Here is a 23,647-nt window from a genome sequence, read left to right as displayed (position 1 = left end):
ATTTATATCATCTATAAATAAGCTTCATTATATTTATCAACTCACTTCATATACACTAATTATACATCATCAATATTACGAAAAAATAAACATATAAACATTAGAGGAGTGTTGATTAAATGAGTACTTACGTTTTAGTACATGGGGCATGGCAAGGTGAATGGGCATGGGAATTAGTAAAACCTCAACTAGAGGCTTTAGGTCACACTGTTATTACACTAGACTTACCTGGAAGCGGGAAAGATATGACTCCCTCCCAAAATATAACGTTGGATTCTTATGTTAATGCAGTAACAGCTACTATAAATCAACAAAATGAAAAAGTTATTCTTGTTGGACATAGTATGGGTGGAATTGTGACCACTCAAACCGCTGAACTTATACCAAATAAAATCGATAAATTAGTATATCTTTGTGCATTCTTACCACAAAATGGAGAAAGTCTTGGTAGTAAATTAAATGGAGAAACCGGACCACAATTCTCTATAAATGAGAATGACTTAACTGCAGAACTTATACCAGAGTTGATTGAACAAACATTTTTAAATGCTACAGAAGACGGTTCTATTAAAGAAGCATCTTTTAATCAAATGCGTCCTCAACCACTAGGACCGTTCCAACAAGAGCTAAAAATATCAGAAGAGAACTTTGGAACTGTAAATCGTATTTATATCGAAACAACTCTAGATAGAGCGATTCCGATTGATTTTCAGCGCCGAATGAATACAGAGACCCCTTGCACGAAAATAATTACTTTGGAAGCTGATCATTCACCATTCTTTTCTAAAGCGGCAGAACTTGTTAATTGTTTAAATGAATTAAGCTAAACTTCATTTAATGAAAATAGACACCCGCAGGTGTCTATTTTTTATGCTAACTAAGGATTGTATTTCCTTCTCTACATTTGCATACCCTTTTGCTTCATCTCCCACTTTTTATACAGTAGTACTGCACCAAATAAAAATACTCCCGCAACAAATGAAGCTACTGGTAACATCTTTATCATTTCATCTGGAAATACGAGCGGCAATAGTGGAAATGCATACGCTGCTGGAATACGTACTCCAACGATTTTTAATAAAATAAGCATTAATATCATATTTAATAAAGTGACTACAATCCATGAATCAATCGTAAAGTACAATAACGTTCCAACAGTTGCAGATGCAGTTAATACTAATATTTGTTTAAAAGCCATTTTTTCATTGTACATCGGCTTTTGAAGTGATTCATACACAACAACTAATATTGGTGGAATAACTGCTAATTGTTCATAACCAGTTATCCAACATAAACTGATCCATACGAAATTTAGTATTAGAAATACAGTCATATATTTATACTGTATTTGCACTTTTCGCTCAATACCGTTGTTCAATTTAAATATAAGAACACCTATCATTAAAATAAATGTTAAAGCAAATACCGCGATAACAAATGACCATTCCGTCGCATTTGTTACTAATGGTAATAAACCTGTCGCAATTGATGGTGCTAAATTGGATTGAATTACACGTAAAAACAGCATCATGAATACAAGCGTTAAGCTTACTTTCCCTAAATAGGCTATATCCATTTGATTCACCATAAAACCTATCACAGCCGTTATTGACGGTGCAATAAAAATTTTATCAGGTTGTCTTAGCCACCCTGGCTCACGATATGCCCATAAAGCAACTGCCATCGCAGCTATTTCTGGCAAAATGACTTCCGGATCATTTAATAACACACCAGCTGTTACCATAGCTAAAATAAATAAAATAGCAATCGTATATGAGATAATTGTTTCTTTCTTTGAAATTACTGCATTCATTATTACATACTCCTTTTTGCTTATTACTCTCATAAAGTAAAACAATACTTTATATACCCTACTAAGGTATTGTATATTAACATCTTTTCTATTTCAAATATTTGTAGTTTTTTCATTATTTATCACCCCATACACTTACAAAACAAGGAATGTTTATAGGCATTGACACTTATTAAAAGATAGGTTACAATAACTATACATTAGTAAGTAACTAATGTAATCGAATCTAACTAGAGGTGAAACAAATGAAAAACATTTTATTCCGTATTAACGAATTATCAAAAAAAGAAAAAGCATCTGGATTAACAGTTGATGAAAAACAAGAACAACAAATGTTGCGTCAAAACTATACAAAAACATTTCGTGGAAGTTTAGATTCCATTTTATTAAACACAAAAATTGTTGATCAACATGGTCTTAACGTTACACCAGCCGCATTACAAGATGCTCAAATACGTTTAAAATTAAGCAAATGAAATCAAAGCTAAAAAAACAATCGTATAAAACATAAAAAGAGCCGGAATTCCTATTTAGAAATTCCAGCTCTTTTTATTATCTTTTCCAATTTCGTAAATGAGCGATACATCGCAATTCGCCACGACACAATCATTGCAAATGCAAGTAAGAAAAACATTCCGCTTAACTCTGCTAAATCAATTGATTGACTTAAATACGATTTTAACGCTACTCGTACAGCCAATAAGCCTACTAAAATAAAGATGAATGCTTTTGACGGTTTCATATATATATGTTCGTTTCTTATTTCAAACTTAGTTGTTTTAATAAGAAATATAGAGAAAATAAGTCCTATACTAATCGCCTCTACTATTTCTAACGATGTTAATCGAAACTCTGGTAAGAAGTACATCATTGCACCAGTACTCATAAAAATTGGCGGTAATATAATTTTCTTTTTCGTTACCGGTTTTTTCGCTGCTTTAAAGCGAAGAAACATGACCCCAACAGCCATACAAACTGCTACAATACTTGATAAAAGTGCTATCATACTCTCCCCCACACCTATCTATTTAAAAGACTTTTTTAGCAAAATCATAAACCAAACGAGCCCGATACTTATAATAACATGACCTAATCCAGCCATATGGCTTAAACCATTAAAGTCAGTTCCATTTACTTGTAGAAGCCCTCTCCATAGCATTGTAGCGACAGTAAAAATTACTCCTACATTATAAACAACAAACCACGCATGAAAACTCTTTGTTTCATGGACATGAAATACTTTAAATAGAGCCAAAGCGATTAAAAAGAAGACGAAGCCGAGCACTAATACGTGTGTATGCACTAATTGCAACATTGTGGATCCTTTAATTCCTTGTGCTTTCGAATACTCTCTTGCAAATACTCCTGATAATAAACCGATAATTAAGTAAATGAATGCTGCATTATATAATTTCTTCATTCTATTCCTCCTGCTGTAAACTTTCTATATTCGCTGCAATCATTTTACGCAAAGTTTATGAACGGAATATGAACAAAATATTACATTCAACTTTTGAAAATAAAAAAGCCATTCCACAATTAATAATTGCGGAATGGCTTTTCAACTTATTTTAAATCTTCTATTGAGAAAGCACCTGGAAGTAATTGCTCAACAGTCACTTCTTTTTCATCGCCTTTTACATTCATTAGTAAAACTGGCATTTTCGGTTCACAGAATTCAGCAATCACTTGTCTACAAGCACCACATGGTGAAATCGGTCCGTCTGTTTCGCCTGTAATAACTAAGTAACTAAAATCGCGCTCACCTTCTGATACTGCTTTAAAGATTGCTGTTCTTTCTGCACAGTTACATAAACCATAAGAAGCATTTTCTATATTACAACCAGTATAGATTTTACCTTCTTTCGTAACTAACGCTGCACCAACAGGAAATTTCGAATACGGAATATATGCTTTTGATAACATCTTATTTGCTTCTTCGATATATTTTTTCTTATCCATATTTTTTCCTCCTCAAAGTAAACGTAATTATGATTAGTCAGTAATAACTGTATGAACTAATTTAGGAGCAACTGCTGTTTCGGCGATAGAAATGTTCTCATAAATTTTAGCTTTTACATCTTCTACATTTTCACGGTTCGCATAGATTGTTACGAATGGCTCGCCTTCTTTTACTGCATCGCCAACTTTTTTACGTAACATTAATCCTACTGCTAAATCAATTTCATCTTCTTTTGTCGCACGGCCAGCACCTAGTAACATAGCTGCGATACCGATTTCATCTGCAACAATGTTAGAAATAACACCTGAAGCTTTTGCTGGTACATCAATTACATACTTCGCCTGTGGCATTTTTTCTGGATTGTCTACAATTGAGCTATCTCCGCCTTGATTGCTTAAGAACTCTTTAAACTTCTCAGTTGCTTTTCCGTTTTTCATAACTTCAATTAGCATTTCACGAGCTTCTTCTAATGTATTTGCTTTTTTCGCAAGTACGACCATTTGGCTACCTAATACAAGTACTAATTCCGTTAAATCTTCTGGACCTTCACCTTTTAACGTATCAATCGCTTCTTTCACTTCTAGAGCGTTACCAATCGCAAAACCAAGCGGTTGTGACATATCTGAAATAACAGCCATAGTTTGACGTCCTACATTATTTCCGATACGTACCATTGCATGTGCTAATTCTTTTGCATCTTCTTCTGTTTTCATAAATGCGCCAGCACCTGTTTTTACATCAAGTACGATTGCGTCAGCACCAGCTGCAATTTTTTTACTCATAATTGAACTCGCGATTAAAGGAATTGAGTTTACTGTTCCTGTTACATCACGTAATGCATAAATCTTTTTATCTGCAGGTGTTAAGTTTCCAGTTTGTCCAATAACAGCTACTTTGTCACGGTTTACAATATCAATGAACTGCTCTTTCGTAATTTCAACGTGGAATCCTTCTACCGCTTCTAATTTATCAATTGTTCCGCCTGTATGTCCTAAACCACGACCAGACATTTTTGCTACTGGTACATCTAAAGCAGCTACTAATGGTCCTAATACTAATGTTGTCGTATCACCAACACCGCCAGTTGAATGTTTGTCTACTTTAATTCCTTCAATTGCTGATAAATCGATCGTTTCTCCAGACTCAACCATCGCCATCGTTAAATCTGCACGTTCGCGATCTGTCATATCTTTAAAGAAGATTGCCATTGCAAGTGCACTCACTTGATAATCAGGAATACTTCCGTCTGTATATCCATTAATAAAGAATTTGATTTCTTCAGTCGTTAATTCTTTGCCGTCACGTTTTTTCGCAATAATATCTACCATTCTCATTACAATCACCATTCCTTTTTATATGATATGAATCTATTAAAATAATAAGCCTACGATTGTTGCTGATAAGAAACTTACTAATGTTGCACCGAAAAGTAATTTCAAACCAAATCTTGCGACTACATTCCCTTGCTTTTCATTTAAGCTCTTAACTGCCCCTGCAATAATTCCAATTGAAGAGAAGTTTGCAAATGAAACTAAGAATACAGATATAATCGCTGTCGTTCTATCTGAGAAATTAAAGTTTCCTTGTGCTAAATCTGTCATAGCGACAAATTCATTTGATACTAATTTTGTTGCCATAATATTTCCGGCATTAACTGCTTCATGCCAAGGTACACCCATAATAAATGCAAATGGTGCAAATACATAACCAAGAATTTCTTGGAATGAAATACCAATTACACCTTTAAATACTGCATTAATGAATGCGATTAAAGCAACGAAACCGACTAACATAGCTGCTACTGTAATTGCAACTTTAAATCCATCTATAATGTATTCCCCTAATACTTCAAAGAAAGTCTTTTTCTCTTCTTCTTGTACTTCTAACATATCTTCTTCTTCAGTAACTTCATAAGGGTTAATGATAGAAGCGATAATAAAACCACCGAATAAGTTAAGCACTAAAGCGGTTACAACATATTGTGGTTTTAATAACACCATATATGATCCAACGATAGACATTGAAACGGTAGACATTGCAGATGCACATAATGTATACATTCTTTTCTCTGGCAATAATCCTAGTTGTTTCTTAACTGAAATAAACACTTCAGATTGTCCTAAAATCGCAGAAGCAACAGCGTTATATGATTCTAGTTTCCCCATTCCATTTACTTTACTTAATGCTAGACCGATAGATTTCACAATAATAGGTAATACTTTAATGTGTTGCAAAATACCTATCAAAGCTGAAATAAATACGATTGGCATTAATACACTTAAAAAGAACGAAAACTCTTTTTGATTTACTAATCCACCAAATACGAAATTCACACCGTCAGCGGCATATTTTAATAGCTCTCCAAAACCATCTGCTATTCCGCTAATTAATATATTCCCTACACTTGTATTTAATAATAAAAACCCCAAAATGAATTGTAATATAACCATCGTTATGATTGGGCGATATTTGACTTTCTTTCTATCATTACTAGCAAGCCAAGCGATACCTAAAATCAATACGAGGCCAAAAATACCGATTAAATATTTCATAAGCCATCTCCTCCCATTCGTATCCGCTTACATTTTTTTCAATTGTTAAAGCAATAGATACACTTTACTTTGTGTATCTATTGCTTTTGACTTCATTAATGTTTAGTAGTTATCTGTAGCACCTTTTGCATCATTTAATACGATTGCAACACTAGCACTTGCTCCAACGCGAGAAGCTCCAGCAGCTACCATTTTGTCTGCATCTTCACGTGTACGAACGCCACCAGATGCTTTTACACCAACGTTTGGTCCAACTGTTTTGCGCATTAATGCGATGTCTTCAGCAGTTGCTCCGCCAGTTGAGAATCCAGTTGAAGTTTTTACGAAGTCAGCACCAGCTTTTACTGATAATTCACAAGCGCGTACTTTCTCTTCATCTGTTAATAGGCAAGTTTCAATGATTACTTTTACAAGAGCTTTTCCTTTTGCTGCTTGTACTACTTCATAAATATCTTTTTCAACGAACTCGTTATCGCCATCTTTTAAAGCGCCTACGTTGATTACCATGTCAACTTCAGTTGCACCTTTTGCGATAGCATCTTTTGTTTCGAAAGCTTTTGTTTCAGTAGTGCTTGCTCCTAATGGGAAACCGATTACAGTACAAACATCTACATCATGTCCAGCTAATTCTTCAGCAGCTAGCTTCACCCATGTAGGATTAATACAAACAGAAGCGAATTTATATTCCTTTGCTTCTTCGATTACTTTCATAACATCTTCTTTTGTAGTATTAGCTTTTAAAATTGTATGGTCAATTAACTTTGCAATATTCATTATCTTCACTCCTCATATCTTTTAACAACTTCATTCTAACTCTTAGTTGAACAAATGTAAATACACTTTTGAAATTTTGTTCATCCTTTTTCAAAAGTAATTTTCTTGTAGTAAATAAAGCGCATTCTAACTAAGAAACACTTCATATATAAAAACAAAACTTTTATATTAACAATGGTAGTATGTATCTCAATATCCATAATTATTTTTAAAAAGGCAATTTGTATTCAAAAAACACTCCATAATTCATACATAACAAAATAAAAGGCTTTCTCAAAATTAATATCTTGAGAAAGCCTTTTATTTCTAACCTTTTTGATAATGTAACAGTTCTTTAGCTGTATGCTGATCGATAATTAATACATTTGCATACCCGCCACGTAACGCACCATCAATTGCTTTTATTTTTCTATTACCACCTGCAACTAAAATAGAGCGTTTCTTTAATTTCAGTTCCTCTAACTCAATTCCAATTGTACGCTGATTAATCTCTTCGCTACTAATATTTCCGTCTCCATCAAAGAAACGTGAACAAATGTCACCGACCGATTGTTTTTTGAGTAAACTCGTTTCATCCATATCGAAATAACCTAATCGAAATAATAGCGCTTCGTCTCGCACTGTTCCTACAGTGAACACTGCAATATTCGCTTGTTTCCCCATTTCAATAATGTGATGAATATGTCGATCCTGCTCTACTAATTCTTTTGTCACTGCATTATCAAATATAACTGGAAGGGGTAGATTTCTTGGCGTCGTTTGAAAAGCATCTGCAAATAAAGCAATGGTCTCATTCGCATATGTATTTACACTAGAATGACTAATACCACCTTTTAACTGGACAACTTCTACACCTTTTACATGTTGCGGTACGATTTTTCTAGCGATTTCATACATCGTCATTCCCCAGCTTACACCAACGATATCACCAGTTTTAACCGTCTTTTCCATATACTCAGCTGCATATTTACTAATATACTCTGTAATCGTTGCATATTCTGGCACTGGAGAAAATACGACATGTGCCTCTAACAAGTTGTATTTTTCTTTCAGTAAATTTCCAACGTTATCTAAATCAGCAAATGGATCGGCTATGCTAATTTGAACAAATCCTTTTTCTTTCGCGTACTTTAATAATCTAGAGATAGTCGGCCTTGAAATATTTAATTTATTAGCAATTTCCTGCTGACTATAATCTGACTGATAATATAATCTTGCAACTTCAACGCTTAATTGTTGTTTATCTTTATCCATAGTAACTCATTACATATCCTTTCCTATATTTCCTTTTCGTTACAAGCATTATACAGCTTTATGCAAAAAAATTCGACTACCGAATTTTTATCTAACTGAACTTCTACTACACTTATTATATATAATGAAAACTTATTGTGTAGATTTACAAACTCAATATAGATACGCTTGAAACATGTAAATCAAGTAATATTTAATTCATACTTTTTCTGCAGTAACGATAACAAATCCGTTCAAAATGTACGAATCAAGTTATTTAACATAGAAAAGTTGTATATGAGGCCTAGGATATTAAAGACTGTTTTTTCTCATACCCATGGAATTTCCGTCCGTTTTTCTGTAAGAGATTGAACTGATGAAGCAATAATTTTATTATCTAAAATACAAAAGCTGTACAGAACAAAGAATATAGATTATGTATCCATGGAGATGCAATCCCAATCTTCATTTTTATAATTGATTAACCAAAACAAGCCCCTTCGTCTTTCAATAACAATACTTTCCTGCATACCTGCAGTTGCTTCTCTCTCATTAATTCTATCATGTACACAAGCCCAATGAAGCCGATAAACGAGGTCGGCCTCATCCAAAATCTCTTCTGCACTGCGCAATCTTGTTTGTTGATAAAATTCATTAAAAGAACTACAATCAGAAACAAGTTTAATTGCATAATGACAGTCACAGATCTCTTTCGGAAATTTCAGTGTATTCACGAGACCAATTGACCAAAGTAAAACCCATTGGGCTTCATACTGCCATGCAATCTGTATCGCTTCTTTCACATCAGGTTTCTCTGAATTTAGGAAATTTCTTTCCTGCCTCGTTAATGATTCAATCACATCAAATTTGTTCAGCAGCCCCATGACAAACTCTTTGGAAATTTTCAAATCTCCTTCTTGGGCAACATCACAAGCATATTGTATGACAATCAACAAAGCTACCGCTCTCTTCGTAATCTCTTCTCGATTTCTTAACTGAATACTTGTCAAAGGAGGCAATTGAGGCAATCCTTCGATATATGGAATCCCTTTATCTTGCAGGTAGCTTATCGCTTTCTGTTTTCTTTTCTCCCCATCGGTAGAAGTATTATTCTGTCCCATTATTTTGTTCGTACATGCTTGAGGAGTAAATTCTGAAGGACCAGAGGATCCATCCGGAAATACAATTACTTTTCCATCATTCCCGATGAGAGTTCGATCAGGGATAAAACCAATACCGTTTACCTGATTAAGTAATTTAAGAAACAACTCCACGTATTCATCACTATAATCCTTCTTCGTCTCTATAGCAATTATGGTATTAATTACAGAAATTTGTGCCAAAACCATCCTCTTAAGATGTTCTTCTTGAAATTCAATTTGATCGTACATGTGCATCATTCCAGGAATATTATTGGAAAAATAATCAGGAGTTGATTCTTCAGAATCCACCCGAATAATAATTTTATTTTTGCCAAATAGTCTTTTCGATTGAATGGTATATTCATTTTTATTTCGTTCAACCTTGAATCCATTTTGGAAAACTTGAGCAATGAAACCTTCTACATCACTTGTATCATTCCTTGATGCAAATATCGTAAAAAACCTCAATTTTCTCCCTCCTCTAATTCCTATTTTCTTCTTAGCTATTAAATTTAGAAAAACAAAAGAACATAAACTATTTAATATATTAAACAGCCTTTTATTATGACTTGTTCTTCAACTAAAATCTATTTGATTGTCTTAGTTGTTATTATAAATAATTATACTATCCAGTTTGGAGTATTGCTAAATGCCCATCAACTTAAAGGAGCTATTTGCTTTTTTTAGTTTGATAGCGATGTGGTGCTACCTCTGTTTTAGTAGGTTGGTAATAGTTATTTTTTAGAATATATGTGAAATCAAAAAGCTTTGAACTGGATTTTTATCATGCATTAAACTTTAGAATTCATAAAATTTTTCTGTAGATAATTTACTTTATAACTCTATACTTAAATCCAGTATAAAACTTTTATATTCTACAGCTACTTAAATTGAGTTCCCTTACTATTACCTCTTTAACTGCATTTTTTGTTGCACTAATTATGGGATAGTCTGTAGATATATCACACTTCCCTACAGTTAGGTTACTTAGATTTTTTTGCTTCTTTGTTTGCTGCATCTATTAACTTAGAAGCTGTCTCTTACCTTGCACTACCTATACCAACTTCCATTTTTTCACCTTTATCTAAACCGCCTTGTATGATTTCCACCCCATCTTTTACATAAATCATCACTTTACCTACATTATATTGTACTGGGAAATCTTTTTGTCCACACTATAACCTACTTATTTTTCCATCAACTCTAAATAAAGTTTAGATAATTCTTTTAACTCTTCTGACTTTTCCTTCATTGACTTGCTGAAAATATGATAACATGTATAAAGTTTATAGAAAATGTTTTCCCTCCAGATTCCCCCTTATTTACTCTGTAATATTTAGCGTTTAAGCGATGTTCTACTCCCATAAACGCTCCAATAAAGTAGACCTTGCCGTATTACAAATAAAAAAGGATCTAATATTTATTTCATTTAAAAAATGTTTTAGACTATAGAATAAAGTATTAGACTGTTAAAAAATAGTTGTAGACTGAAAAGTTGTATTTGTGTTTTTAAAATAAATTTACGATATTTTGTCTCTTTCAATTAAAGAATTACTTACACTTCATTTTTTCTTAGTGGACCAACAACACGGATTAATTAAATATCAATAATTAAGATACCAGAACTCTAAAAAAAGGGGTGAGGATTATGATGAATAAAGAAATTCAAAAATTGTTTGATGATCTCAATTTATTTGCCAGACAGATCGCAAAAGTAAGATTATCAAATTTATCATTCGATGTATACGAATTCAAAGATAAACATGTGAAGCAAGTAGACTTAATATTTGCCAGAAAAAATCAATTTGATACTATTCAAGAGGCATTTTCTGCACTATTTAAAAAAGAATTGTTCGATGGAGAGGAATGGGATATTGTTGATGAACCAGACCCTTCAGATAAACAATGGCTAATCGCACTAAAAGATTTTTGGATTAACGCATACTATTCAAGAGTATGTAATAGCTTAGAGTTATTAAACAAAAATGATTTTATAAGTAGATTTAAAAGGGATTTAGCTGATGTGAATGTACCAAAACAAGTTATTAAAGAACTCTTAATTAGATTGAATCATATTGAAACAATACAAGTACAAAAGGGATATGTTTATGATTACATATTCGGACAATCTGATAGCCATTATTTTTTGTTTGAATGGGGAATATATGATTAAAATGATTACAACTATTATGATTATGAAGAAGCGCACTTAAAGTTATGGGGGCGTCAATGAAATAACAGATAACAAAACAATCAAACTTTTTTATAAAATCTTTACACCACTTTTCAAGAAAGAACTCCATTTTAATCATTCCTTTTTCAAAATGGAGTCTTTGTGTTTGTCATAAAATCAAGATACATACAATATTTCGAATCAAAATTAAAATCAAACAGTTAACTTTTTTTCCTCCATAACAGTATCTCTATTCACTATTTTCAAGTAGAAATGCGATACTGTTGTAATGTAGTATGGATAGATCCAAAGAAACGGGATACCAAATGTGAAAAATCCGATGATAACCCCTAAAATAAACCATCCGATAAAACTTAACGATAGTAGGAATAAATCTAATTTATGTCCTTTCATCAGTTCTTGACTCTTTTTAATTGCTTCACTCGCCGTATATTCTGGATGATCTAACAAAATATAGTAAGCCATAGAATAAGAGATAAATTTTATAATACCTGGTACAATTAATAATACACTCCATAAAAGTGTGTATACAGTCATTAAAGTAGTCACCTTTATAGATCTAAACACATTACTTTTTCGAAATCCTTCAAATAACTCACCAATTGTAGTAGATTCTTTTTTCGCTAAACGCAATGTAACTTTAAGATACCCATAATTCATAATGCCTTGTGCACCTATTAAACAAATAAATAGAACAACGAAAACAAGTAAATAAGAAAAAGCACCTGCTGCATTTAACTTTTCGTCTCCTGAAATGGAAAAACTAGAATTCATTATTTCACTTAATAGGATACCAAGAAACAACAGTGGAAATCCTATAATTAGCATACAAACCCTAGAAATAATATGATAAAGAAACGATGACAATACCGCCAATCCCCATTTGTCTGTTAATGAAGATACGGCCGCTTTTTTTAAGCCACTAATCATTTTGATCCTACCTTTCAATTTTTTCCTTTTATATGAATTACTTTTACACAAGGAATAATAGCGTATTTTAACAAAATTTCCATTCTTACATAAACAGTTTTTTAGTTTTTATTCTTGTTCAATATGGTATAGAAAAAGATTAATTATTTACAAGACAAGAAGCTAGGAGATGTTACATATGAAATATTTTGTAATAGAAGATGATGAATTATCAAGCTGTGGTGAAGAGACAATATATGTTTTTGAACATAGCAAAGGAAAAAACAGTTACGACACGATTAAAACCTTGGAAGATTTTGCAGCAACATGCCAATTCATTGAACGAAGAAATACGCATTGGTTTTGGTATAAAGGAAAACACGTTAAAGATATGCCTATTTGGGAATTCGAACAAAAATTTAGAGCTGAACAAGAAGAACTGAAAACAATATCCCAAGAAGAATTCACAGAATTGAGAAACAGATATGCCCCACTTATTAAACCTATCGAGTTCCCTATTAAAGGAATCCAAATTGCTTATGCTTATGAACCAGAATGGAATGATGAATTTTTTGTTATGGAAACGGAAGAAAGTTATTTTTCCGTATATTGGTTTACAACGGCTTAATAATCGTTTTTATAACAAATCAACAGATTTCTTATCCGAAAGGACTTTCTATAAATACTGATTAGGTGTTTAGAAAGTTTCTTCAAAGTCAGGGTGTCTAGGCTTGGGTATTCCTATTACTTGTTCTCCACTGCTAATATGATGAATAAAGCGAAACTGTAATGAGTGGGGGATTCTTCATTCCCCACTCATTATTAGTTGAAACATTCAGACTTTTACGGGCAGTTCCTCTCCTACCTATCTTCCTTGCGCTTCTCTAAATCTTGAGGTGGGAATTTTATTGCCCGTTAATACGGGATAAATTAAATTCCTATTCAATCACATCTTTATAAATGTAGCATTTCAGCCTTTACAACTTGAATATATTCCTGCAGCTTGCAAAACGCTTCCGTCAATTTCCCTGTTTCTTCTTTATGAAGAAAGCGGGCCTTGTTTCGTTCTTCCTCTATGACAAATAGTTGCGCGGCTGCATAAGAAAGACCATACTTTTCACATTTTCGTTTTATATCTTGAAAAAAAGAAGGAGGTACCGTCCCTGCTCCTGAGACAAGCATCTCATCTAGAGCTTGTTCCAATTCATCGATTATGCGCACTAACTCTATCATACAATGTTTCCCCTTCATTAAGTGTAATATTTATAATTTCTCCTACTTCTGTATATAAAATAACAGGTGTAACTACGAGCTTTGTTCCTTCCTGATAAGGATGAACTAGCATTCTCTTTACATGTAATGAGTCCAAATATATTTTTACAAGTCGAATCTTCCGCTCATTGTCTCGTTGTTTCATCATTTGCATTTGTAATACTTTCCCCTTTTTATCAATAAGAGGTATAATCCATTTTTGCTCTTGCTTCTGAAACTCCCATTCTTCCATCTCAGCAAATTCGATACAAAAGACTCCTTGTTTACTTGCCTCTAACCTGTTCGCTTTTACTTTTTTTAGTAGTTCTTCCCATGAGGTTATAAAGAGCGATTGCCACTCTGTTACATTTGTTTTTCCGTCTACTTCCCCTACTGTCTGTGAGCTAGATGACAATTGAAAATCGGTGTTAAGCTTTGCATGTTTCAATCCTAGAGATGAACGAGACAGTTCGTATCCCTTCCCTGCAATCCCCCATGGAACTTGCTTTTCATGGAGGTCCTCAGAAGTTGTGTTGCTCCCTTCATAAAACATGGGGCGTGACTGTGTGTATGTGATCCACTTTTCCTGTTCTCGATTATAGAAATAATATGTCACACCAACATAACCGGACTTCGTTTGCCAGCCGGATGCGCCAAAGGCATGCAAAGTAAGCGGTGGAACTTCATAATATTCCGAACGAAACGGACTCTCTTGCAGACGGTGACGTTCTAACAACACAATGTATTCATAAATCGCGGACAGCGTTTGCCGATAGGATGCCATTTGAAAAGATGCATGTTTCATTCGGTATAGCCTAATATCAGTCCCTAGCTTACGAAATAAATTTTCTAACTTTGCTAGTTTCAAAGAACGCGCTTTTACAGAAAGTTGTTCTATTTCATAGATTGTTTTTTCTGTAAGACGTGTTAATCCAAAGTGAACAATTTGCTCAATCATCTCTTTGAAAATAGATAGCTTATCCGACTCAATAATAAGAAACTGTACCTGTTTCGTTTCATGCGAAATTCCTCTCTCTTTTTGATACCAATATATTGCTTCCGCCTTATGCCGGCATATTCCCTCTGCTTTACATGTACAAATCGCATCAGCTACCGATTCAGCTATCAGAAAGCGAACCGTTATATCCTCTTCTGGAAAGGAGGCGATTAAAGCACCCTCTTCTTCCAAAACAAACTTTTGCTGAAATGTTTCGCGGAACATCATTTCAGCCCACATTTTTTCGGAGACAATATTGCGAACGTCCACATTCAAAAGGGCAGAGAAATCAACTTTTATGTTCTCCTCACCTTCGTACATCTTCTTTGCTTCTAATAAAGCCATAATGACATGCTTACAAATCGAGCGTGCTTCACAAGTGCAGGAGTAACTGCGTATATCTCCCGTAAACGTTACAGTAGTTTCATCATCAAGATGTATTTGCGCTGCACCCTCTTCTACGTCTATTTTGATATTTGTTGCAGCAGCCAAATCCTTCATTGCTCTCTTATATGTTCCTTTGTTGGACATGGCAATTAAATATGTTTCATCAATAGAGGAAAGAACATTTAAGAAATGATTGTTGCGATCCACTGTGCCAACCTCCCTGGTGTTAACGCGGCTACATGAGCACCGAGCGCCGCCATTTTTTTAGCTGCCTGTTTATCATAAAAAGGCTGTGCAGTCGGATCAAGAGAAGTAAGCACAATCAGTTTTGCTCCTGATTCTACAATCTTCATCGCTTCTCGGTACATTTCAGCGTAACTGCCACCTTCATATAAATCCGTTACAAGCACGACAATTGTTTTATGAGGCATCTCGATTTTATTCGTTGCGTAGCGCAGCGCCTGAGCAATATATGTTCCTCCACCAAGCTGTACACTCATAAGCGTTTCCACCGGATCATCAATACGATCCGTTAAATCAACAACAGCTGTATCAAAGATGAACAAATCTGTCTTAATCGTCGGTAAGCTTGCGAAAATACCCGCCATAACTGCGCTATGGATAACAGAATCAATCATACTTCCACTCTCGTCTACTGCGAGGATTACACGCCATGTGCTAACATGTTTAGTGGCAGCGTAAAAGTACGGTTTTTCAATATGAATGGCGTTTGTTTCCTTGTCAAAATGCTTTAAGTTCTTTCGAATCGTTTTCTTAAAATCAAAGTTACGCATCGTGCGCACGCGGCTAGAACGATTTCGATCCGGTCTACCGCTTAATGCGTGCTTCACTTCTTGCTCTAAATTACGACGCAACTCCTCAGTGACTTTCGCTACAATACGTTTAGCTGTGTCTAATACATCCGGTTTTACATAATCTTTAAATTGTAAAATGCATTTTAATAAATTCATATTCGGTTCCATTTTTTCAAGCGTTTGCTTATCCTGTAATAGAGCTGTTAATTCATATTTCTCTAACGCATGATTTTCCATAATTTCAATGGTTTCTTTCGGAAATAACTCCCGCACTTTCGAAATCCAAGTCGGCACTGTTAGCTGAGAGGGATCTAAGGATCCACCGCGCTCTTCTCCGCGTTCTCTCTCGTACAAAAAGTCCAGCATCTCGTCCATTTCTCTGTATACAGGTTCTTCTTCCTGAAATGTAATTTGTTCATCCGCATGTTTCCCAAGAACAAGACGCCAGCGATTTAAAGAAATGTTATTCTCCATCTTCTAGCCCCCGTCTCATTAAAATCCCCTTCGCTTTCCGATCTAACTGCATTATATACATCAGCATCTCTTCGGAAATTGGTTCTTCTTTTATCGCTTCTTCTGTAGCGCCATATAACTTGGAAATCTGTCTAGCAATCGTATCCACTTCAAGCGGCGTGAATTGACTGAATAAGAGGCGTAAATGTGGCAACACTTGTAGAAATATCTCTTCATCAAGTTCTTCTAGAACATGAGACATTCCGTTAAGCAACGATTCGTTATATAAAAAGATATCTTTGGCGCCAGCAAACAAACCATTCAAAAATATCGGAGCTTGCTTTTGCATATCACCGCTTCCATAAAAATACCCTTCTGCCACTTGCATTACCTCATCGATTTCCCGCTTTCCTAAAGTAGTTAACAGCCCAAATACTGCTCCCTCTACTTGACTTTCTCTTTTTTCCTTTTGCAAATAAAGCTCCAATGCGTCAATAAATTGCTGATCTGTAGGCTTCATTGTATACAAATCGATAAGCTTTTCTGCAATAATTGCTGGTTCGCCCCCATCTAAAACAGAAAATAACGAAAGTGCTTTATTCCTAGCGTAATCCGCTTGCTGATTTGCTTTTTCTATTTGTGATAAATAATAAGCACAATTTGCCATAGAAGCAAAATCTCCATCCTTTTGCACAGCTTCATCTATAAATTGGGTGTACATGGAAAAGTCGGAAAACAAACCACTTAAATAGGCTTCTAGCAATAAAAGGGCCACCTCTCCAGCCCGTCCCTTTGCCTTGTGTAGCTTTGCTCTTAGCATTTCCTGCGCCGCTTCTTTCACCGTTCCGCCATACACAGATATATCTATCAGAGCACTTTCTACTTGTGCTGAAAAACGATATTTCCAAGTTTCACGCATAAGATTAATATTCTGTTTTCTAGCTAAGTTTGGACCGCGTAGCTTCTCGCAAAATGGAACTCCTAAAAAAGCGAGACAATGAAAAAATTGACTTAAGCGCAAGTGCCTTTCTTTCTTGTATATGTCAAGAATCGTCTCCTGCGGTACAGTTGAACGGGCCGGTAGACGAAACGACCGAACGGAAGCACGAAAATCATGCACGAGCGGCGGCACATCTGCTTCTTTTGACAATTCCCCACGCTTTGTCCCTTGCAAACTCTTCTGAAGCAATGCTAAAGGCTTATTGGCCGAGAATATCTCACCTTTCACAAATGTACTGCGCACTGCGTCCATTAATTCATACAATCCGGGTTGCATCTTTCCACGAAGCAGTGCAAGTTCACGTATCATTCGTGCAGCCTCAATCTCATCTGCCATTGATATTCCTTCTACCTTTAGCTGTCTAGCAATTCGTATCATAAATTGCTCAGCTACCGATTCATCGCTGTTCTCCCAAATATGTTGGTAAAAAGCAGGTGCAGGCATTCCGCTCTCATAGCCACGCATCTGATCACTTTCCAAAAAGGAATACGGCATAAGATAGTTTTTAGCATACAATTTAGGTAACGGGCTTTTCGGCAACTTTTTCTTTTTTCCTTCCAATTCAAGAAGCCCTTTCACATGAAAGCCTCCAGTAATAACGAGCACCTTGTCATACACTTTACGCGCTTTTTCAATTTCTTTTGCCATATGTATCTCCCTGGCTTCACAACCGTCTTCTGTCAACATCCCCTGCGTATAGTCCGCGCGTGTATAATAACAATAATGAAATAACTGACGGACAAACTCCTCGCTCGTCATATGAAAGCCTTGCAACTCAAAGTATTTCTCCCAAAACTCATGGAAATTTCGGCACCCGGTTTTTTCCGAAAGCATACGGACATATTGGCTATGCCAGAAATATTGCTCATCATGTTTCCCATTCTCTTCCTCATTTTTTGTTAAAAACACATATTCTTTATAAGGAAGATCAATAAATGAAACAGGAATGTTCCGTGCAGCGCCTTTTCGTAGCGCGACAAGTTCTGGCGAATAGTCGAGAAAGGGATAGTACGCACGGTACTTTCCACTTTCTCCTCTTTCAAGCACATTCGTTTTATCATCATAACTGCAATATATACAAATCGGAGCTTTACTATCTGCACTCACAATATGCGGAATAAGTGGGTTACAGTCTATCGGGCCTTCTATAAGAATTGCATCTGGTTTATAGCATTTAACAATCTTTTGTATATGAAAAGAGCACGCGGGACTATGATGGCGAATTGGCACGTATACGACGTTCCGATCTAAATTGTAAGCTCTTTGAAACAATGCATTTACTTCAGCTGATTGCGAGCTTCGAAAAACGACTTCCATACCTCTCCTCCTATTTGGCCTCGCGCCTTAACGATGCTTGTAAAATAACTGCGTAACTTTTCTAAATCATCCTTGTTGTCTTTCGCAATCGTCCCTGACAAATATCGAACAAGCGCATCCATTTTCACTTCTCCACTTCCATAATAGTACGCATCCATTGCACTTTGATAATATACAGATACCGCTTCTGCAGTACTCATAACAGAAGATGGCTGATCAATTCGTTTTCCTTCAGCAGTTACCCCTTCTCGAAGTTCATGAAAAACAGTCGCTAACAGCTGAACAACCGTTTGATCCACTTTTGGTTTGATGCCTGATGCCCTTAATAACCGCGTTACTTGTGACTCTATTATTTTTGCTTCAAGCTTTACATCTTGAATTGGATGTACCGTTTCAAAATTAAAACGACGTTTCAATGCACTACTCATCTCATTCACACCGCGATCGCGTGTGTTAGCCGTCGCAATAATATTGAAGCCAGGCTTTGCTGTAAGAATTCCTTGTTCTCCAAATTCCGGAATATTGAGCACCTTATCGCTCAGAACGCTGATCAATGAATCTTGCACTTCCTGTGGGCAACGCGTTAACTCTTCAAATCTAGTTAATATCCCTTTTTCCATCCCAACGAAGAGAGGGCCTGGCACAAGCGCCTCCCTTACAGGTCCTTTCGCAAGAAGAAGTGCATAGTTCCACGAATACTTAATTGTATCTTCCATCGTAGCGGCGGTTCCTTGCACAGTGTTACGGCTATTTCTGCATATTGCGGCAGTAAGTAGCTCACTCAGCATCGTCTTTGCAGTCCCAGGCTCCCCAATTAACATAAGTCCGCGATTCCCTGCTAATGTAACAATCGCTCGTTCCACAAGCGCATCATTCCCATAAAACTTACGGCTAATTTCCACTTCTTTTCCTTCCAAAAGAAGCGGTTCTTCTTGTCCGATAATAAACGTACGAACAGCACGCGGTGACAATCGCCAGTTAGGTGGTTTTGGAAACGAATCATTCGCTTCTAACGCATTCAATTCTATTTCATACAATTCTTCCATTAATGGTTTAATAGACTGCATATGTCATTTCCTTTCTTATCGCTTACTGCGCCAGTTTTCATCATGGCCAAGATTCGATTCTGTCGTCCGTTTTATATCATATAAAATTTCGCTAAAAAATCGTTTAGGTACTTGATTTGGCACAATGCGTCTCGCATCATCAACTTCGTCATAGGAGTATGAACCGCGGCTCACTGTGCCTGCTTTATAAAATTGAATTTCAAATAAGCATACATCGTCCTCTTCTTCATATCCAACAGGTGCACCTTCAAATGCAAGCTCCGCCCCTAATCCTGTGCGAGCGTCTTCTTTATAGAAAGAATAATACACACCAGCGTCTTCAACTGATCCGCGATTCCAACCGTACTTCGTTAACTTACCAAACAGCGACCGACCATTGATTTGAATGCCCCCAAACCTTTCCACAGTTACTTTCTCATCTTCCGCCGCCAGAAATACTTCGCGAACAATTTGCGGGAATGGTTGGATAACCTCATAATCTTCTAATTGTTCCTTCCATAATTCCCTTTCCTCTTTGGACAATTCTAGCGGATGGATTAGACCGATAACAGTGTCTGGCGTAAGTTCATGCTCTTCTTCGTCAACCGTATTGAATGTGCCGTCTTCCATATAACGAAAAGTCGCAAGCAACTTTCCTTCCTTATACTCGCCCCAAATAAGTGAGATAGCAAATTGCTGCATAATTGGATTTTCCACAAACAAAGACTTCCATGTATGTTGCGACCAATAACGATTAAGAGAAAGTGCCATTTCAAGACGTTGCGTTTGCATACTAATGATACTTCGAAGCTGTTTCTTTATAGATGATAACTCCATCTTAGCCTCTTCTGCTTTTTCCACATGATCTTTTGCATTTGGTTTCGGAAGCGACTTTATTCGTTTTCCTTCTTCTGTTTTTAACTCGATTTTCAGGTTGGGCGTTAAATAGGCAGTAAACATCCTACTTCCGTAATCAATTGTCTTTTCACCGCGTTTATTAAAACCAAGGTCCGGAACAAGCTGATCCTCTAGTTCTTCTTCTGTTATACCACGTGTTTTAGCAGCGAGACTCAACGCTTCTTTCGCAGCATTACGCACCTGTTTATGTTTATATTTGAATGCTATGGTATTAATCGTCATAAGTGCAAGATGCGACGAAGACAACGCCAACGCCTGAACAGCTGCTGCAGCGATAGCTCCGCGCATGCCAACAGCCCACTCATCAATCTGCTTTTTGAGCAGTAGCGCCATTTCATCATCACTATGAACGCTATACATCGAAAGAATACCGCGCTTTTTCGCCTCCGCTCCTTGAGAAATCCACAGCTGATAGATTGCTTGTATATTTTCTTTCAAATCTTGTTCATTTAAAGCTGCACCTATCACTTCCACCGCTTCCTTTTTCTCAATTACAGACTCCGATACATACTGCTGAAAATAAGCAAGCGGAAGCGTTGCATCCGCAATTACATCGGAATCACGAAGACGAATTTGTGGTTCAAATCCGAGCCACTGCACGAGTGCGTTTCTTTTTTGTGGTGTTAAAATACGTGTACAAAAAGCTTCGATACTTCCTGATACTCCTTCTAGGTCTCCATCGCCAAGCAGCGGAGCAAACTTCTCCATCAAGGAAGCATTTTTCTTTTCTTGCAAAGCTTCTTGCACAAGTTGTGTATATTTTTCAGATTTATAGTTTAAAAGTGTTTGCATTACATTTTCGCGTACGACTTTCTTTCTACTATTCAATTCCTTCGCTACATCATCTGCAGCTTCCACATCTTTTGTAAGAAACTCGACTGCGGCAGTACGTACTTTTTTAGAGGAATCTCCAAGACTTTGAATAAGAAGAGCACGCGTTTTAACCCCATCATACTTTGCTAGCTCATCCAAAATGAAAATCCGTTCATCTACAGGATACTCAGTAAATACTCCTGTCACATATGCCTGTTCTTTTACAAATAAACGAACGAGTGCTTCTTTTGCCTTACTTTCCTCCTCACTGTGCCGAGCAGCTTGTTTAACTGAATAATAAACAAGTTTCTCCTTCGATAAACCGTAGGATAGAAGATCTTCCAACATTCGTTCAAGCGAACCTTCCTTATGAGAATACTGTTGCAGAAGTTCATATAATTTATAATTATAGTCATTTCCAAATTGAAGTTTGAGTGCTGCTTCCCTCTTTACCGCTTCCTCTATATCCCAAAGGAGTGCAATTGCTAAAACAGACATTCCTCGGTAATTATTTTGCTGCTTTGAACTCTCAAGCACTTGCTTCATATCTTCAAATGATAATTTCCCAACTAAATAGTCACGATATGTATCGCGTATGTCAGATGATTCGGACTCAAGGGCAATCGTTAAAAATTCTTCACGTAATCTGTTTCGATTAAATTCGTATCCTTTTTCCGCCAAAAGCATCACCACGAAAAGATAATGACTTTGACTTAAATATTGCAGCGTACGCTGAACAAATTCTGGCTGTTCTTCCACCATACGAAGCAATAATTGATATTCATATACTTTGTCGGAGTTAAAGACGCCTAAATGACGCCATGTAAGACGATATGCGAAAAACCTTTCCTCTGAAACACCGAATTGTTCGCACAAGTTTAGACTGGTTTCATACGCTTGTTTATCAAAACCCCTTGTTCTTACATGATTTCCAAACTGATCAAGAACATGACACACATGATCCGTTGCATAATCCATAAAATTTTTAACAGAACGTTTCGCTAACAAGTCAATATATCGTCTTGCCACATTTGAATGCTGATAAACACGAAATAATAGGTGCCAGGTTACATCAGGTAAAGATGAACCAACAGAAACTTCACTATCAGATTCACCTTGAACGTATCTTTTCGCCAATTCTATCTTCTCTTGTGCCCCATCCAGTTTCAATATAAACTCCGCATGCTCTTGCAGCTCTTCCTCCAATAAAGAACTGTACGTAAGAAATCTCTCATAATCTGCATCTAGCATATGCAGAAGCAAAACCATCTTTGGTCGACCTGTTATAACTTGCAACTTCTCTTCTATGTACTTTGGATTCTCCCTTATTAATTCCCTAAGAAAAACATCCGCTTCATTTACAGAACGGGAAAGATTTGTTAAATACTTACACGCCAATTCTACAAGACTATCAAATGCAAGACCGCTTTTTTCAAAATAAACTTTTATATCTGGAAAACTCATATGTGAAAAGCGTACGAGAAGAACATTCAACAGTTGATCTTCAAGCAAGTAATAAAATAACCGAAAAAAACCTGCGTCTTGCTTATACGTTTCCCTAAAATCACTCATAAACTGCCAAGCAAAATCACTACGTTTATTGTCACGAATTGTCGTTTGTTCTATATGCTTTAAAATTTCTTCATCTCTCGTCTGCAAGTAACGTAACGCTAATTCTTCTTGTTCCCCTGTTATATTAAGATGTTGAAACAACTGATATGTACTGACTGCCATCTTCTCTGCCTCCCTAGTTCTTTTATAAATTCATCGTTATATCATTTATATATGATAATAACCATTCTCTCGTATGTCTGAAATTTCAGATACAGAAATACGGAATATATTTACATTATTAGTATATCATATCAACCTAAATAAGAACGTACGTTTCTTTTAAAAACTTCATATTTATTTAAAACAATCATTGAAAATTTGGTTTAGAGATAAACAAAGTAAGTACTGAATGTTTTTATGATATGTATTAGACTTAAGATTTCGGCAAAAAATTCGAGCACTGCATTCAAACGTAATTTAATGAATAAAAAAGACGCCAATTATAGCGTCTTGAAC

At 35.8% G+C, this 23,647-nt stretch carries 20 protein-coding genes; 4 read left to right on the top strand and 16 right to left on the bottom strand.

Annotated features, from left to right (window positions below):
* Positions 1–119 precede the first annotated feature (119 nt).
* Positions 120–827, top strand: coding sequence for an alpha/beta fold hydrolase (locus tag DN392_RS22005; protein WP_000109312.1), 708 nt, complete (start codon positions 120–122; stop codon positions 825–827).
* 71 nt (positions 828–898) lie between these two features.
* Here DN392_RS22005 and DN392_RS22000 read toward each other — a convergent pair whose 3' ends face one another.
* Positions 899–1,813: an HPP family protein gene (locus DN392_RS22000; RefSeq protein WP_000994729.1), complete on the bottom strand. Its 915-nt coding sequence runs from the start codon at positions 1,811–1,813 to the stop codon at positions 899–901.
* Positions 1,814–2,058: 245 nt separating this feature from the next.
* Here DN392_RS22000 and DN392_RS21995 point away from each other — a divergent pair, with 245 nt between their 5' ends.
* A complete protein-coding gene (locus DN392_RS21995; protein ID WP_000789775.1) occupies positions 2,059–2,289 on the top strand; it encodes a DUF896 domain-containing protein in 231 nt (76 codons plus the stop codon).
* Between the two features lie 50 nt (positions 2,290–2,339).
* On the opposite strand, the gene DN392_RS21990 is transcribed toward DN392_RS21995, so the two are convergent.
* From DN392_RS21990 to DN392_RS21955, 8 genes are all read right to left on the bottom strand, one after another.
* A complete protein-coding gene (locus tag DN392_RS21990; RefSeq protein WP_000561058.1) occupies positions 2,340–2,819 on the bottom strand; it encodes a CcdC family protein in 480 nt (159 codons plus the stop codon).
* Positions 2,820–2,837: 18 nt separating this feature from the next.
* Positions 2,838–3,233 carry a DUF2871 domain-containing protein gene (locus DN392_RS21985; protein ID WP_000737865.1) on the bottom strand — a complete coding sequence of 132 codons (396 nt, stop codon included), beginning with the start codon at positions 3,231–3,233 and terminating at the stop codon, positions 2,838–2,840.
* A gap of 146 nt (positions 3,234–3,379) precedes the next feature.
* Positions 3,380–3,775: a cytidine deaminase gene (locus tag DN392_RS21980; protein ID WP_000358538.1), complete on the bottom strand. Its 396-nt coding sequence runs from the start codon at positions 3,773–3,775 to the stop codon at positions 3,380–3,382.
* 33 nt (positions 3,776–3,808) lie between these two features.
* A complete protein-coding gene (locus DN392_RS21975; protein WP_002108542.1) occupies positions 3,809–5,110 on the bottom strand; it encodes a pyrimidine-nucleoside phosphorylase in 1,302 nt (433 codons plus the stop codon).
* 36 nt (positions 5,111–5,146) lie between these two features.
* Positions 5,147–6,328, bottom strand: coding sequence for a NupC/NupG family nucleoside CNT transporter (locus tag DN392_RS21970; protein ID WP_000876170.1), 1,182 nt, complete (start codon positions 6,326–6,328; stop codon positions 5,147–5,149).
* Positions 6,329–6,430: 102 nt separating this feature from the next.
* Positions 6,431–7,102, bottom strand: a complete 672-nt coding sequence (gene deoC, locus DN392_RS21965) for a deoxyribose-phosphate aldolase (protein WP_001017444.1) — start codon at positions 7,100–7,102, stop codon at positions 6,431–6,433.
* Positions 7,103–7,408: 306 nt separating this feature from the next.
* Positions 7,409–8,356: a sugar-binding transcriptional regulator gene (locus DN392_RS21960; RefSeq protein ID WP_000356573.1), complete on the bottom strand. Its 948-nt coding sequence runs from the start codon at positions 8,354–8,356 to the stop codon at positions 7,409–7,411.
* 413 nt (positions 8,357–8,769) lie between these two features.
* Positions 8,770–9,945: a DUF4272 domain-containing protein gene (locus DN392_RS21955; RefSeq protein ID WP_001210639.1), complete on the bottom strand. Its 1,176-nt coding sequence runs from the start codon at positions 9,943–9,945 to the stop codon at positions 8,770–8,772.
* A 1,183-nt stretch (positions 9,946–11,128) separates the two neighbouring features.
* Here DN392_RS21955 and DN392_RS21950 point away from each other — a divergent pair.
* Complete coding sequence (locus tag DN392_RS21950) at positions 11,129–11,650, top strand: hypothetical protein (protein WP_176697694.1); 522 nt, start codon at positions 11,129–11,131, stop codon at positions 11,648–11,650.
* A 213-nt stretch (positions 11,651–11,863) separates the two neighbouring features.
* On the opposite strand, the gene DN392_RS21945 is transcribed toward DN392_RS21950, so the two are convergent.
* A complete protein-coding gene (locus DN392_RS21945; RefSeq protein WP_000623192.1) occupies positions 11,864–12,601 on the bottom strand; it encodes a DUF975 family protein in 738 nt (245 codons plus the stop codon).
* Between the two features lie 178 nt (positions 12,602–12,779).
* Here DN392_RS21945 and DN392_RS21940 point away from each other — a divergent pair, with 178 nt between their 5' ends.
* Complete coding sequence (locus DN392_RS21940) at positions 12,780–13,208, top strand: hypothetical protein (protein WP_064449808.1); 429 nt, start codon at positions 12,780–12,782, stop codon at positions 13,206–13,208.
* Positions 13,209–13,534: 326 nt separating this feature from the next.
* Here the strand turns inward: DN392_RS21940 and DN392_RS21935 are convergent, their stop codons facing one another.
* The 6 genes from DN392_RS21935 to DN392_RS21910 are packed head-to-tail and all read right to left on the bottom strand — an operon-like array spanning position 13,535 to position 23,311.
* Positions 13,535–13,813 (bottom strand): hypothetical protein, encoded by a 279-nt coding sequence (locus DN392_RS21935; RefSeq protein WP_000571716.1) that lies wholly within the window; start codon positions 13,811–13,813, stop codon positions 13,535–13,537.
* On the bottom strand, positions 13,785–15,422 hold the full coding sequence (locus DN392_RS21930; protein ID WP_088321365.1) for an SWIM zinc finger family protein: 1,638 nt from the start codon (positions 15,420–15,422) through the stop codon (positions 13,785–13,787). The genes DN392_RS21935 and DN392_RS21930 overlap by 29 nt, the downstream gene beginning before the upstream one ends.
* On the bottom strand, positions 15,398–16,504 hold the full coding sequence (locus DN392_RS21925; protein ID WP_071743264.1) for a VWA domain-containing protein: 1,107 nt from the start codon (positions 16,502–16,504) through the stop codon (positions 15,398–15,400). Before DN392_RS21925 ends, DN392_RS21930 begins: the two co-directional genes overlap by 25 nt.
* The gene (locus DN392_RS21920) at positions 16,494–18,800 is read right to left on the bottom strand and encodes a DUF5682 family protein (RefSeq protein ID WP_071743267.1); all 2,307 of its coding nucleotides are present in this window, start codon (positions 18,798–18,800) and stop codon (positions 16,494–16,496) included. The genes DN392_RS21925 and DN392_RS21920 overlap by 11 nt, the downstream gene beginning before the upstream one ends.
* Entirely contained in the window at positions 18,761–19,867 is a 1,107-nt protein-coding gene (locus tag DN392_RS21915) for an ATP-binding protein (protein ID WP_071743269.1), read from the bottom strand. Before DN392_RS21915 ends, DN392_RS21920 begins: the two co-directional genes overlap by 40 nt.
* Positions 19,868–19,882: 15 nt before the next feature.
* On the bottom strand, positions 19,883–23,311 hold the full coding sequence (locus tag DN392_RS21910) for a DUF4132 domain-containing protein (protein WP_064449811.1): 3,429 nt from the start codon (positions 23,309–23,311) through the stop codon (positions 19,883–19,885).
* Between the last annotated feature and the right edge of the window lie 336 nt (positions 23,312–23,647).

Source organism: Bacillus sp. BB51/4, assembly GCF_008368845.1.
Taxonomy (GTDB): domain Bacteria; phylum Bacillota; class Bacilli; order Bacillales; family Bacillaceae_G; genus Bacillus_A; species Bacillus_A wiedmannii.
The sequence above is the reverse complement of the archived record's forward strand: the minus strand, read 5'-3'. Positions and strand labels throughout refer to the sequence as shown.

Bases quoted from the DNA above. Each gene is read 5' to 3' on its own strand.
- DN392_RS22005 (WP_000109312.1), top strand. From the start codon at position 120: ATGAGTACTTACGTTTTAGTACATGGGGCATGGCAAGGTGAATGGGCA.
- DN392_RS22000 (WP_000994729.1), bottom strand. From the start codon at position 1,813: ATGAATGCAGTAATTTCAAAGAAAGAAACAATTATCTCATATACGATT.
- DN392_RS21995 (WP_000789775.1), top strand. From the start codon at position 2,059: ATGAAAAACATTTTATTCCGTATTAACGAATTATCAAAAAAAGAAAAA.
- DN392_RS21990 (WP_000561058.1), bottom strand. From the start codon at position 2,819: ATGATAGCACTTTTATCAAGTATTGTAGCAGTTTGTATGGCTGTTGGG.
- DN392_RS21985 (WP_000737865.1), bottom strand. From the start codon at position 3,233: ATGAAGAAATTATATAATGCAGCATTCATTTACTTAATTATCGGTTTA.
- DN392_RS21980 (WP_000358538.1), bottom strand. From the start codon at position 3,775: ATGGATAAGAAAAAATATATCGAAGAAGCAAATAAGATGTTATCAAAA.
- DN392_RS21975 (WP_002108542.1), bottom strand. From the start codon at position 5,110: ATGAGAATGGTAGATATTATTGCGAAAAAACGTGACGGCAAAGAATTA.
- DN392_RS21970 (WP_000876170.1), bottom strand. From the start codon at position 6,328: ATGAAATATTTAATCGGTATTTTTGGCCTCGTATTGATTTTAGGTATC.
- deoC (WP_001017444.1), bottom strand. From the start codon at position 7,102: ATGAATATTGCAAAGTTAATTGACCATACAATTTTAAAAGCTAATACT.
- DN392_RS21960 (WP_000356573.1), bottom strand. From the start codon at position 8,356: ATGGATAAAGATAAACAACAATTAAGCGTTGAAGTTGCAAGATTATAT.
- DN392_RS21950 (WP_176697694.1), top strand. From the start codon at position 11,129: ATGAATAAAGAAATTCAAAAATTGTTTGATGATCTCAATTTATTTGCC.
- DN392_RS21945 (WP_000623192.1), bottom strand. From the start codon at position 12,601: ATGATTAGTGGCTTAAAAAAAGCGGCCGTATCTTCATTAACAGACAAA.
- DN392_RS21940 (WP_064449808.1), top strand. From the start codon at position 12,780: ATGAAATATTTTGTAATAGAAGATGATGAATTATCAAGCTGTGGTGAA.
- DN392_RS21935 (WP_000571716.1), bottom strand. From the start codon at position 13,813: ATGATAGAGTTAGTGCGCATAATCGATGAATTGGAACAAGCTCTAGAT.
- DN392_RS21925 (WP_071743264.1), bottom strand. From the start codon at position 16,504: ATGGAGAATAACATTTCTTTAAATCGCTGGCGTCTTGTTCTTGGGAAA.
- DN392_RS21920 (WP_071743267.1), bottom strand. From the start codon at position 18,800: ATGGAAGTCGTTTTTCGAAGCTCGCAATCAGCTGAAGTAAATGCATTG.
- DN392_RS21915 (WP_071743269.1), bottom strand. From the start codon at position 19,867: ATGCAGTCTATTAAACCATTAATGGAAGAATTGTATGAAATAGAATTG.
- DN392_RS21910 (WP_064449811.1), bottom strand. From the start codon at position 23,311: ATGGCAGTCAGTACATATCAGTTGTTTCAACATCTTAATATAACAGGG.